The sequence below is a fragment of the Dyadobacter sp. SG02 genome, from assembly GCF_900109045.1.
Lineage (GTDB): Bacteria > Bacteroidota > Bacteroidia > Cytophagales > Spirosomataceae > Dyadobacter.
This window is the reverse complement of sequence record NZ_FNYL01000003.1, coordinates 374567-387556: the sequence shown is the minus strand read 5'-3', so window position 1 is coordinate 387556 and position 12990 is coordinate 374567. Positions and strand designations below refer to the sequence as shown.

Genomic DNA, 12990 nt, shown 5'->3' with positions numbered 1-12990 from the left:
CCTGACCACAAATGACCACTCTTGACTATAAATGACTACCCCTGACTACAAATGACCACTCTTGACTATAAATGCCCCCGTTCCTTAACAAACCCGTTTTTGAAATTCATCACAATTGACAGTGAGTTACTGCCGAAGCCGGGCACGTATTGCGCGCGGCCGTAGCCTATTTCGAACCGCTTAATGCGCAGCCAGGCGCCGAACGAGAATCCGGCTAATGCTCCGCGATTTGTCAGGCGGAGTTCCTGCCTTTTCAAATGGTCGTAACCTAGCAGAATCCGGAAGTTCGGGTGTGCCAATATCTCCGCGCCCAGCGATAAATGCCTGCCTAGTTTCTCGGCGATCCCTACCTTTTTAGGCAACTTATTACCATTCAGATCATAAGTATAAAACAGGTCAGGATCATTGTAAACCATATCGAACCGGTTCAGGTGATGGGCCGTGAGCGACACCCGGATGGGCATATATTCAGGTTTGAAAGTAACACCGATCCGCATATCCAACGGCAATACCGGCGTGCCGGCGGCATTGTAGTTTTGCTTTAAAAACCCGAAGTTTTTGGCGACGAAACCGATCGTCAGGTCTTCCCGCGGGTGCCGGAATGTAGCGCCGATGTCGAAAGCCATACCCCAGGTCTGGTAACTTTCAATCGATGCGCCCACGAACTTGGCCGTTGCGCCTAATGTGAATGCACCCAGCGTGTGCCCGTAACCAGCGGAAAGGCCGTAATCCGCGGCGCGGAACTCCCCTACCACGTTGCCTATGTCGTCCGTTTCCTGCATCGTGCCGTAGTTCAGGTATTGCAGCCCTACCGCCCATATCCCGTCGGTTTTGCGAATCCGGTTGGCATAACCCATATTCACGAATTTGGTATCCGCCAAATAGGGCATCAGGTTGAGCGACACGTTATTGATCTTCGATGAATCGAGCAATGCGGGGTTTTGGAGAAACAATGCGGGATCGTTGCCTTGCGCGGTGATGTGGTTGGAACCCAATGCAGTACTACGCGCCTGGGCGGGTAATTGCAGGAAATCGAGTCGCGTGCGGCCGCCCGTCACCTGGGCGAAAGTTGCATTCCAGGGCGAATAAAGCCATGTGAGCAGGAAAAGCAAACCGCAGCCTGTCGACCTCATAAACATCCAATAATTTCCCGAATCATTAAAATGCAGCTATATTTATAACCGTTCACCAACAAATGTAACCATATCCCCGCATTACATGGAATCCCGATCAGCCGCTGTTTCAAAAAAAGAACTTTTAGATCAAAAAAATGCTGAGGCTGAGCTGGGCGGCGGTGAAAACAGGATCCAGGCACAACACGCAAAGGGCAAACTCACGGCCCGCGAACGCATTTCCATTCTGCTCGACAAAGGTTCTTTCGAAGAAATAGGCCGGTTTGTGATGCACCGCAGCAAGGATTTCGGGCTGGACAAGGAGCATTACCTGGGCGATGGCGTCGTCACCGGTTACGGCAAGGTGAATGGCCGTCTGGTGTATGTTTTTGCCCAGGATTTCACGGTTTTCGGCGGATCGCTTTCCGAAACCCATGCCGAAAAAATCTGTAAGCTGATGGATCTCGCCATGAAAAACGGCGCCCCGCTCATCGGTCTGAACGACTCGGGTGGCGCACGCATTCAGGAGGGTGTGCTGTCACTGGCGGGTTATGCGGATATTTTTTATAAAAACACCCTGGCTTCCGGCGTCATACCTCAAATTTCCGCGGTAATGGGGCCTTGCGCAGGCGGCGCCGTATATTCTCCTGCGATCACCGATTTTATATTGATGGTGGAAAACACGAGCTATATGTTCGTGACGGGGCCCAATGTGGTGAAAACGGTCACGCATGAAGAAGTAACTTCGGAGGAACTCGGCGGCGCGATGACGCATGCTACAAAATCGGGGGTAACCCATTTTGTGTCCGCCAATGAAGTGGAATGCCTGCTGGCGATCAAAAAGTTGCTCAGCTATATGCCGCAAAATTGCGAGGACGATGCGCCGAGGTATCCCTACACGCCCGGCAACGAGCTCCGGCCCGCATTGAACACGCTCATTCCGGAGAATGCAAATCAGCCCTACGACATGCGGGAAGTCATCACCGAGCTTTCCGATCCCGACAGCTTTTTTGAAGTACACGAAAATTTCGCCGAAAATATCGTCGTTGGCTTCTCGCGCATTGCCGGTCGGAGCATCGGCATTGTAGCCAACCAGCCTGCCGTGCTCGCAGGCGTGCTGGACATCCACGCAAGCCAGAAAGCGGCACGTTTTGTACGGTTTTGCGATTGTTTCAATATCCCATTATTGGTTTTGGAAGACGTTCCCGGCTTCCTCCCCGGCACCGACCAGGAGTGGAATGCGATCATCAGCAATGGCGCGAAATTGCTCTATGCATTCTGCGAAGCCACCGTCCCGCGCATTACCGTGATCACGCGTAAGGCATACGGGGGCGCGTACGATGTGATGAACTCCAAACATATCGGCGCGGATATGAACTTCGCCTGGCCCTCCGCCGAAATCGCGGTCATGGGCGCGAGTGGCGCAGCAGAAATTATCTTCAAACGCGAGATCGCGCAGGCGGAAAATCCGGCGGAGAAATTGAAGGAAAAGGTAGACGATTATACCACCAAATTTGCCAATCCCTACCGGGCCGCGCACCGTGGCTACATTGACGAGGTGATTTACCCCGATCAGACCCGCGCGAAGCTCATCCGGGCCTTCGAAATGCTCGAAAACAAGGTCGATGTGCTACCTAAAAAGAAGCACGGCAATATTCCATTGTAACGAGCACGCAGCGCGTATTGCCCGTTTTTTATGATTTTATAGCTTATTCCGCAGCCTTAGCCCATTTATATCGGGTAATGCCCGGGAATGCTTTGGTGCATTCTGAATATTGTCCTAATTTCACAAGCACTAAACAATCATATTTCTTCCTAAAAGAACCTTAACGAATGAAAGAAGAGAAAGGAACTTCAGCCTCGCGGCGGAGCTTTATCAAAGGCTCGCTGGCGACGCTGGCAACGTTTTCGATCGTTCCCCGTCATGTGCTGGGGAAAGGTTACCTCGCTCCGAGCGACACGCTCACCAAAGCCATCGTCGGCACCGGCTCGATGGGCCGCGGCCACATCCCGTACGCAGGTACCAAGGTGGTCGCATTGTGTGATGTGGACAAAAAGCACCTCGATATTGCCGTCAATATGGTCGATAAGGGCGTCAAAACCTTCTCTGACTACCGCGAGTTGATCCAGCTTCCCGAGGTGGACATCGTACACGTAGCGACGCCTCCGCATTGGCACGGCATTATCGCCGCCGATGCAGCCCGCGCTGGTAAGGATGTGTGGTGCGAGAAACCGATGACCCGCACGATCGGCGAAGGCAAGCGCCTCGTCGAGGCTGTCCAGCAGCATGGACGCGTGTTCCGTCTCAATACCTGGTTCCGTTTCGAAAGCAATTTCTACGGGATGAATACTACTGTCAAACCTATTAAAAAGCTCGTTCAGAGCGGATTGCTCGGCTGGCCATTGAAGGTTACCGTGAGCAAGCATACCGGCTTCGACTGGAAATTTTATTGGGTAGGTAAAACAAATAATGCGCCTCAGCAAGTACCGGCCGAGCTCGACTATGATATGTGGCTAGGACCAGCGCCCTACAAACCGTACAGCGAACACCGTGTACACCAGACATTCCGCGGCTATTGGGATTACGATGGCGGTGGATTGGGCGATATGGGCCAGCATTACATCGACCCTATTCAATATTTCCTCGGCAAAGACGATACCAGCCCCGTAAGCGTGGAAGTGGACGCCCCGCAACAGCATACCGAAGCGGTAGGCACCTGGCGCCGCATTACCTATACCTACGCCGACGGCTGCCAGATCGTGCTCGACGGCGAGGCCAAAGACGACAAAGTGGCTTACATCGAAGGCCCGAAAGGCAAACTCTATCAAAATTTCAAATCGGATATTCCGGATCTGGAAAAGAAACTCGCTGCGTTCCCCGATCCCGAGCCGCAGGTTACCGACTTCGTGGATGCCGTTAAAAACCGTAAAAAGTTCGCATTGAACGAAGAGAACGGTCATCGCTCCTGCACGATCGTGAACATGGGCCTCATTGCATTGCGCCTGGGCCGCTCATTGAAATTCGATCCGGACAAGCAGGAATTTATCGACGACGAAGGTGCAAACCGGCTGATCAACCAGCCTATGCGCGCTCCCTGGACCATTTAAGAACCTAACAGCTACACTGACGAGCCTTTACGGCCGGCAGTTCCGGCATATCCGATGAAAAAAAGACTTTACCCTATCATGGCCCTCTGCCTGGCTTCCTCGCAGCTCATGGCCCAATCTGATAATTCGCTCGACGCCAAAGTCAAAGCGGTGTTATCCAGGCTCCCTTCCCAAAACGAGTCGGCATTGAAGAAAAACATGGAAGAACTTGCGCAGCTCGGCAAGCCCGGACTGGTGCAGATCGCGTCCATGTTAACGCCGCCCGGCAAGGGAGATAATACCAAAATTCAGTATGCACTGGGTGGTTTCACCTATTATGCGTCTCAGGCCGGCAAAGAGGCATTGCGCAAAGAAGCGGCCGAAGCTTACGGCGAAGCGTTGTCCAAAGTAAGTGACCCCGACAGCAAAAACTTCCTGATTTACCAGTTGCAAACGGTTGGTAAAGATGAGTCGGTGGACGTTTTGAAAGGGTATCTCAAAGACGAAAGGCTTTCACAACCTGCCGCCCGGACATTATCGCGCATTGGCTCACCGGCAGCGGGTGCCGCGTTGCTCCAGGCGCTTGGTAATGCAAGCGGAAGCCCACAACTCGCGATCACCGAGGCATTGGGCGGAAGCCACAATAAAGACGCTGCTCCGGCTATCGAAAAATCCGCCACGAGCCCTGATTTGAAACTGCGCAAGGTTAGCCTTTATGCGCTTTCTGAAATAGGCGCTGCTTCTTCGGAAAACATTCTCGCGGGAGCTGCACAGAAAGCCGCTTATGGTTACGACGAAGCGGATGCTACGGCAGTCTACCTCAAATACCTGGCAAACCTCGCTGCCAATGGCAATGCCGCCGCAGCTGAAAAGGCGGCGCTCGCGTTGACCAAAGCTACTCCCGATGTGAAGCAGTCTGCGACGCGTTCATCCGCGTTGAAGATCTATTCGGATATTAAAAAGAGAGAATCCGTGCCCGTGCTGGTCAGCGCATTGCAGAGCACCGATGCGCAGTACCGCGCTGCCGCATTGAAACTCGGCCAGAAATACCTCATGGCAGACGGCACCACGCCCTGGTTGAACGCATTCAAAAAGGCTAACCCCACGGTGCAAGCAGAAATCATCACGATGCTGGGCCGTGCGGAATCGAAAGACGCATTACCGGTCATTTTGAAATCACTGACTTCGAAAGATAGCAAAGTAAAAACGGCCGCTATCTGGGCTGCCGGCAGAATCGGACAGGAAAGCAGCATTGCCAAACTGATTCCGGTCTTGAAAACAGCTAATACGGATGAAATCGCGGCGGTAAAAAGCAGCTTGCTGACGATTAAAGGCGCTACGCTTGTGGATCAGGTGGCAACGGCTATTCCGACCGTCCCCGCGCCTGCACAATCGGCGTTGATCGACGTGCTGGCTGCGCGTGCGGCAAGTTCTAAACTTCCGGTTGTTTCCGCACAATTGAAGAATACCAATCCCGAAGTCCGGAAATCGGCTTTCAATGCATTGAAATCGCTGGCCACCGGCAATGATTTGCCACAGCTGTATGCTTTGCTCAATACGGTTTCCGCTGCCGACGAGATTTCCGCTACGCAGAGCGCCATCAATGTGGCGATCAAAGAAAGCGGTGATGTTAACAGCCAGACAGAAGCTGTTTTGAAACAAATACAAGCCTCCCCGGCCGACAAACAGGGCAATTACCTTGCAGTATTGGCTGGTATTGGAGGCAAACAGGCATTGAAATCGGTCGCTGAGGCTTACGGAAGCGGCGACGCAGCGAAGAAAAAGTCGGCTATTGCGGCTCTCTCCGCATGGACGGACGCAAGCGCTGCCAAAGAATTGCTTACCATCGCCCGCGGCGCTGCGGATTCCGACGATTTCAATGCCGCACTGACAGGCTATGTAGCCGCGACCGCAAAATCAGGCAAAACTGCCGCCAACAAAGTGATTATGCTTCGCGAAGCGCTGGCGATTGCCAAAACCGACGCTCAGAAAGAAGCTATTTTGAAGGAACTGGGCAGAAACAGGACTTTCAATTCCCTCTTACTGGCCGGCAAATACCTGGATAATGCGGGTACACAACAAGCGGCAGCGCAGGCAGTGATGAACATTGCATTGAGTAACAAAAACCTGTACAACGCCGAAATCCGTGAGCTTTTAACCAAAGCGGGGCCACTTTTGAAAGGCCAGGACGCCGATTACCAGAGAGAATCGATCCGCAAGCATTTGGCTGAATTGCCTGCCGGTGAAGGATTTGTAGCATTGTTTAATGGCAAAGACCTTTCGGGTTGGAAGGGTTTGGTACAGAACCCGATCGCACGCCGCAAAATGAGCGCCGATTCGCTGGCTTTCAAGCAAAAGAAAGCAGATGAAGCTGCATTCAAAGACTGGTTTGCCAAAGACGGCGAACTCGTTTTCTCCGGCCATGGCGATAACCTTTGTACCGTAAAACAATACGGTGATTTTGAAATGTACGTCGACTGGCAAATCCAGAAAGACGGCGATGCGGGCATTTACCTCCGCGGTACTCCGCAAGTACAGATCTGGGATACGTCACGTGTGAGCGTAGGCGCACAGGTGGGCTCGGGAGGGCTTTATAACAACCAGAAAAACCCGAGCAAGCCTTCGAAAGTAGCCGATAATGCGATTGGCGAATGGAATACCTTCCACATTACGATGATCGGTGACCGCGTGTCAGTGGATCTGAATGGTGAAAATGTGGTAGAAGATGTGGTGCTGGAAAACTACTGGGACCGCAACCTGCCGATCTTCGCCAAGGAGCAACTCGAATTGCAGGCGCACGGCAACGAAATCCATTACCGGGATATTTACGTCCGCGAAATCCCGCGCCCGGAATTTACATTGCCCGAAGCCGAGCAGAAAGAAGATTTCAAGGTTTTGTTCGACGGTACCAACATGTTTGAATGGGTTGGCAACAAAACCGATTACTTCATCCAGAATGGCGAATTGGTGGTAGACCCTAAAAAAGGCGGCAAAGGCAACCTGTACACCAAAGACGAATACAGCGATTTCGACTTCCGTTTCGAGTTCCAGCTTACGCCGGGTGCGAACAACGGCCTGGGTATCCGCACACCCATGGAAGGCGACGCGGCTTACGTAGGAACCGAAATCCAGATTCTGGACAACGAAGCGGAGATTTACAAGGATTTGCACGAATACCAGTACCACGGCTCGGCTTACGGTATTATCCCTGCCAAAAGAGGCTATCTGAAACCGATCGGCGAATGGAACTATGAAGAAGTCCGCGTGCAAGGCTCGAAAATCAAGGTAACCCTGAACGGCACCGTGATCCTCGACGGCGACCTCGCCGAAGCCAGCAAAAACGGCACCGTGGATCACAAAGACCATCCGGGACTGAAAAGAACCAGCGGCCATCTCGGATTCCTCGGGCACGGTTCCGAGCTCAAATTCAGGAACATCCGCATCAAGGATTTGAGTAAAGTAGCGCCTGAACCCGTTGAAACAGGCAAGAAAAAAAGTAAGAAGAAAAAGTGATTGGAGAAATGCCCTGCTATTTGCGGGGCATTTTTATTTCCGCACACATTCCGGACCTGCCTTGCCCGGAGATGCTCGACCCACCCTTTCGGAAAGCCATGATGTATTCGATCCGATCGGTCCGCGACTTTATTTACGACGTCCGGCTGAAATTTTAGAAAAAAATTAAAAAATGTCCTCTTGGATCACTTTGGGCAATTTTATTTAGCTTTGATATAATAATCAGAAAATCAAGATCAAGAGAAGTAAATAAACCGCGTTTAGCTCTTGATATGAAAATGAGTCAGTTAAAGTAAATATATTTATTACATCTAAATCAATAAAAAACAAGGCGTTTCATGGACATTTTTGTTGGTAGTCTTTCTTTTAAGTTAAAGGAAAGCGAGCTGCGTGAAGCTTTCGAAAAGTATGGTAAAGTAAGCTCGGCGAAAATTATCATTGACAAAATTACACGTCAAAGCAAAGGGTTCGGGTTTGTGGAAATGCCCGATGAAACAGAGGCGAGAGCCGCCATTAATGCACTGAACGGGGCAGATATGTACGGCAGGCCGCTGGTTGTGAACGAATCCCAGAAGAGAGAGCCCAGAAGCGATGGCGGTAGCGGCGCTTCCCGGCCCGATACGCGCAACCGCGAAGGCTTTAACCGGCCACGACCGGCAGGCAATGACGGTCCAGGTAACAGAACGCCTTATAATCAAGATAGAAATACAGGCAGGGATTATACCCGCCAGGAACCATCGCTTGACGATGACGACCAGGACGATGATGACGCACCGGGCACACCACCCGCTAAACCTGCCGAACGCAGCTTTGGCGACCGGAGCTTCGCAGGAGGAGGCGGAACCAACTTCCGCCAACCCGACAAGCAACGCGATAAAGGGTACCACGACCGCGGACACGACCATAATCGTCACCAGCAGGGAGGGAGACCGAAGACCGAAGACCGTTACAGCAACAAAAAAGGCGGGGGTGGTTCAAAAGACTATGGACGCCGGTTCGGTGGCGGCGACGATTGGGATTGATATTAATCCAAATAAAAAATGCCTGCAAGTGAACTTGCAGGCATTTTTTATTTCCTGAATATGAAGTAAACCGCCAGGACGAGAAAGACGAACCCGACGAAGTGGTTCCAGCGGAAGGTCTCCGTTTTGAAAAAGACCAGTGTAAAAATCGTGAAAATGACCAGCGTGATCACTTCCTGTATCACTTTCAGCTCCACCAGCGAAAACGGCCCGCCATTCTCTTTGAAGCCGATCCGGTTGGCCGGTACCTGAAAACAATATTCAAACAGGGCTATTCCCCAACTAATGAGGATAATGGAGAACAGCCCCAGTTTGCTAAACCAACCCAGCTCTTTGAATTTCAAATGTCCGTACCACGCCATCGTCATGAAGGCGTTGGACAATATGAGAAGGCCGATGGTCACGAATGATTTCATGCAGTTGCCTTGATCTTGTTATCCCGGAAGAACAATACGAAAAGTACCAGTACTACCGCCGCGATGCCGGCAGGTACCATCCAGATCGACGTCCAGTTTTTCACATTGTCGACCGTGTACATATCAGCCACCACACCGGCGATCCACGAACCGATACCCATACCGATACCATAGGTAGCGATGGAGATCAGGCCTTGCGCGGAAGAGCGGTACTTTTCACCGGCCTTGCTATCGGTATAAATCTGGCCGGTAACGAAGAAAAAGTCGTAGCAAACACCGTGGAGAACGATTGCCAGGTAAAGCAGCCATTCGCTGGAAGCATCGCCGTAGCCGAAACCGATGAAGCGGATAATCCACGCAACAAGCCCCACCACGAGCATCCATTTCACACCGAAGCGTGCAAATGCGAGTGGGATCAAAAGCATAAATACAACTTCCGAAGCCTGACCGAGCGACATTTTATTTTCCACATTGGTCATACCCGAGTCCGTCAGTGACGGGTTTGCCATAGCATAGTAGAATGACAACGGGATACAGATCAGCAGAGAAGAAATGAAGAAGATCGCGAAAGAGCGGTCTTTGAATAACTTGAATGCATCCAGACCCAAAATGTCCGAGAAAGACGTGTGCGCGCTCGGTTTTGGGGGTGTATCAGGTAAAAAGAAAGAGTAAACACCGAGAAAGGCGGCGGTAAACATGGAAATCTTGAAAATCAATGCGGTACCACCGATTTCGTAGTATCCGATTATGTTTGTAACGGCAATCCAGGCAACTGTTCCCATTACACGGATAGCCGGAAAATCCTTCTCAGAATTCGTAACCTGCTGCATGGCAATGGATGTCGTAAGCGACATAGCAGGTGCAAAAGTGATACAATAGGCCAATATCACCCAGAAAAACGTGTCGGGATCTTTAACTTCCGCCAGCACGTACAAGATTGCAGCGCCCGCGAGGCTGAGTATCCCCAATACTTTCTGGGCCGCGAAATAACGGTCGGCGATCATTCCGACGAAGAACGGTGCAATGATCATCGCGATGGAGAATGCGGCGTAGGCATTTCCCACCTGGACGCCCGTTGCGCCCAATTCTGTAAACATATACTTGCTCATTTGCCCGTACCATGCACCCCACACAAAATAGAGCAGGAACATCATGGCCATCAACTGAAAGCGGGTCGAGTTTTTCATAAACTAGGTTAGCGGTTATAGGAGATTGATTGGTATAACATTGAAATTGAATTTACTTCTTGACAAGCTTCTGGAACTCGTTCAGTTTCAGCAATGCTTCGATGGGTGATAGTGTGTTTACATCCACCAGCAACAACTTTTCTTTCAACTCGTCGAGCTTCGGATCGGCCGGTTCGAAAATGCTGAGCTGGAAGTTGTTTTTCGGAATGTCCTTTACCCGTTTCTTGTGCTCGTGCGCAACGTGGTCTTTTTCAAGATGATGCATGATCTCGCTCGCACGCAAAACGATCGGCTGTGGCATACCTGCGATCTGCGCCACGTGGATACCGAAACTGTGTGCGCTGCCGCCAGGTTTAAGTTTCCGTAGAAAAACCACCTTGTTGTCCACCTCCTTTACGGCCACATTGAAGTTTTTAATGCGTGGAAAGTCTTCGGCAAGCTGATTCAGTTCGTGGTAGTGGGTCGCGAAAAGCGTTTTGGGCCTGCAATCAGGCTGACTATGAAGGTATTCCGTAATGGCCCAGGCAATGGAAACGCCGTCGTAGGTACTTGTTCCGCGGCCGATCTCGTCCATCAGCACCAGGCTCTTGCTGCTCAGATTGTTCAGGATACTGGCTGTTTCCGTCATTTCGACCATGAACGTACTTTCCCCCTTGCTGAGGTTGTCGCTCGCTCCTACCCTTGTGAAAACCTTGTCCACCAACCCGATCGTCGCCGATTTGGCCGGGACAAAACTGCCCATTTGCGCCATCAGCACAATGAGCGCCGTTTGCCGGAGCAACGCCGATTTACCGGCCATGTTAGGACCGGTAATGATGATGATCTGCTGGCTGGCATCGTCGAGGTAAACGTCGTTCGGCACGTAGCTCTCGCCTACGGGCAACTGCTGCTCGATCACCGGGTGGCGGCCTTCCTTGATATCCAGCTCATTACCCTCGCTGATGGACGGTTGTACATATTTATTCTTCCGGGCAACCAATGCAAACGAGCTCAGCACATCGAGTGCGGATATGACCCCTGCATTCTGCTGGATGGCACCCACATATTCGGAAGCCACTTGAACAATGTCGCTGAACAGCCTGAATTCGATCGCCGAAATGCGGTCCTCCGCATTCATGATCTTTTCTTCGTATTCTTTGAGCTCGGGGGTAATGTATCGTTCCGCATTCACGAGTGTCTGCTTGCGGATCCAGTCGGAAGGGACTTTGCTCTGATGTGCGTGGGTAACCTCGAGGTAGTAACCGAAAACCTTGTTGTAGGCGATTTTTAGCGAACCAATCCCCGTCCGCTCGATCTCGCGGTTTTGAAGTTTGATCAGATAATCCTTGCCTTCGTATGAAATCGCGTGCAATTCGTCCAGTTCGCTGTCCACGCCGCTCTGGATCATGCGTCCCTGATTGGAGAGTACCGGCGCATCTTCACGCAGCTCGCGGTCTATTTTCTCCACCAATGCCTCGCAGGCATTCAGCTGGGTAGCAAATTTGTCCAATATCCCGCCCGTCAGCAATTCCTTTACGGGCGCTATCTGTTTCAGCGATTTTTTAAGCTGAACCAGTTCCCGTGGATTGATACGCCGCACGGCCACTTTGGAAATCAGTCGTTCCAGGTCGCCGATCTGTTTAAAATACCCGACTAGTGACTCATGGAGGTCTTCATGCCCAAGGAAATGCGCAACTGCACTGAGACGTTCCTCAATAGGCGCCTTGTCTTTCAGCGGCAGCACCATCCATTTGCGTAACTGCCTCGCGCCCATTGGCGTAACCGTATGATCGAGAATGTCGATCAGCGGCACACCGCCTTCCTGTTGCGGATAAACCAGTTCGAGGTTACGGACGGTAAAACGATCGAGCCACACATATTTTTCCTCTTCCAGCCGGGTAATGCGGCTGATATGCGCCACTTCCTTGTGTTCGGTTTCGCGCAGGTAATGCAATATCACGCCGGCCGCAATAATGCCCAGCGGCAGCAATTCGATGCCGTAACCCTTTAAAGTGGTGGTCTGGAAATGCCCGGTCAATTGCTCGTAGCCATAATCATAGCCGAAGCACCAGTCTTCCAGGTGAAAAGTATGGTATTTACCTCCGAAAAGTTCGTTGAATTCTTGTTTATGCTTTTTGCAGTACAGCACCTCGGCCGGGCCGAAGCCTTGCAGCATTTTATCGACATACGCCGCATTGCCTTGCGAGGCCATAAATTCGCCCGTGGAAATGTCCAGGAAAGCAAGCCCGTAAATTCCGTCGGAGCCGACGTGTATCGCCGCCAGGTAATTGTTCTTACGGATATCGAGCACATTGTCGTTGAACGACACCCCAGGCGTAACAAGCTCCGTCACCCCGCGTTTGACAATACCTTTGGCTGTTGCCGGGTCTTCTAGCTGGTCGCAAATCGCCACGCGCTCGCCTGCACGGACGAGTTTCGGCAGATAATTGTCCAGTGAATGGTGTGGAAAACCAGCCAGTTCCTCGTGCGCGCCGCCATTGTTCCGGCGCGTAAGCACGATGCCGAGAATTTTGGAAGCCCTTACCGCATCCTCTCCGAAAGTCTCATAAAAGTCACCAACCCGGAAGAGCAGGAGTGCCCCGGGGTATTTGGCTTTGATCTGATTGTATTGTTTATTAAGCGGAGTTTCTTTGTGTGCCTTTGCCAATTATCA

8 protein-coding genes are annotated in these 12990 nt (G+C 51.6%); 4 read left to right on the top strand and 4 right to left on the bottom strand.

The window, feature by feature from the left end; genetic code table 11:
• Positions 1-65: 65 nt before the first annotated feature.
• On the bottom strand, positions 66-1133 hold the full coding sequence (porQ, locus tag BMW93_RS08665; protein ID WP_229240280.1) for a type IX secretion system protein PorQ: 1068 nt from the start codon (positions 1131-1133) through the stop codon (positions 66-68).
• Between the two features lie 85 nt (positions 1134-1218).
• Between porQ and BMW93_RS08660 the strand changes: the two genes are divergently transcribed.
• The 4 genes from BMW93_RS08660 to BMW93_RS08645 all read left to right on the top strand — a co-directional run bounded on the left by BMW93_RS08660 (position 1219) and on the right by BMW93_RS08645 (position 8734).
• Positions 1219-2778, top strand: coding sequence for an acyl-CoA carboxylase subunit beta (locus BMW93_RS08660; protein WP_090374819.1), 1560 nt, complete (start codon positions 1219-1221; stop codon positions 2776-2778).
• 167 nt (positions 2779-2945) lie between these two features.
• Positions 2946-4220 carry a Gfo/Idh/MocA family oxidoreductase gene (locus BMW93_RS08655; RefSeq protein ID WP_090374818.1) on the top strand — a complete coding sequence of 425 codons (1275 nt, stop codon included), beginning with the start codon at positions 2946-2948 and terminating at the stop codon, positions 4218-4220.
• A 54-nt stretch (positions 4221-4274) separates the two neighbouring features.
• On the top strand, positions 4275-7712 hold the full coding sequence (locus BMW93_RS08650) for a family 16 glycoside hydrolase (protein WP_090374817.1): 3438 nt from the start codon (positions 4275-4277) through the stop codon (positions 7710-7712).
• A 338-nt stretch (positions 7713-8050) separates the two neighbouring features.
• Positions 8051-8734 carry an RNA-binding protein gene (locus BMW93_RS08645; protein WP_090374816.1) on the top strand — a complete coding sequence of 228 codons (684 nt, stop codon included), beginning with the start codon at positions 8051-8053 and terminating at the stop codon, positions 8732-8734.
• A 47-nt stretch (positions 8735-8781) separates the two neighbouring features.
• Here the strand turns inward: BMW93_RS08645 and BMW93_RS08640 are convergent, their stop codons facing one another.
• Genes BMW93_RS08640 through mutS form a run of 3 tightly spaced genes read right to left on the bottom strand, consistent with a single transcriptional unit; the run spans position 8782 to position 12984 of the window.
• Positions 8782-9150: a DMT family protein gene (locus BMW93_RS08640; protein ID WP_090374815.1), complete on the bottom strand. Its 369-nt coding sequence runs from the start codon at positions 9148-9150 to the stop codon at positions 8782-8784.
• Positions 9147-10337: an MFS transporter gene (locus BMW93_RS08635; RefSeq protein WP_090374814.1), complete on the bottom strand. Its 1191-nt coding sequence runs from the start codon at positions 10335-10337 to the stop codon at positions 9147-9149. Before BMW93_RS08635 ends, BMW93_RS08640 begins: the two co-directional genes overlap by 4 nt.
• Before the next feature lie 52 nt (positions 10338-10389).
• Positions 10390-12984 carry a DNA mismatch repair protein MutS gene (gene mutS, locus BMW93_RS08630; protein WP_090374813.1) on the bottom strand — a complete coding sequence of 865 codons (2595 nt, stop codon included), beginning with the start codon at positions 12982-12984 and terminating at the stop codon, positions 10390-10392.
• Between the last annotated feature and the right edge of the window lie 6 nt (positions 12985-12990).

Bases quoted from the DNA above. Each gene is read 5' to 3' on its own strand.
- BMW93_RS08640 (WP_090374815.1), bottom strand. From the start codon at position 9,150: ATGAAATCATTCGTGACCATCGGCCTTCTCATATTGTCCAACGCCTTC.
- BMW93_RS08635 (WP_090374814.1), bottom strand. From the start codon at position 10,337: ATGAAAAACTCGACCCGCTTTCAGTTGATGGCCATGATGTTCCTGCTC.
- BMW93_RS08650 (WP_090374817.1), top strand. From the start codon at position 4,275: ATGAAAAAAAGACTTTACCCTATCATGGCCCTCTGCCTGGCTTCCTCG.
- BMW93_RS08645 (WP_090374816.1), top strand. From the start codon at position 8,051: ATGGACATTTTTGTTGGTAGTCTTTCTTTTAAGTTAAAGGAAAGCGAG.
- BMW93_RS08660 (WP_090374819.1), top strand. From the start codon at position 1,219: ATGGAATCCCGATCAGCCGCTGTTTCAAAAAAAGAACTTTTAGATCAA.
- porQ (WP_229240280.1), bottom strand. From the start codon at position 1,133: ATGAGGTCGACAGGCTGCGGTTTGCTTTTCCTGCTCACATGGCTTTAT.
- BMW93_RS08655 (WP_090374818.1), top strand. From the start codon at position 2,946: ATGAAAGAAGAGAAAGGAACTTCAGCCTCGCGGCGGAGCTTTATCAAA.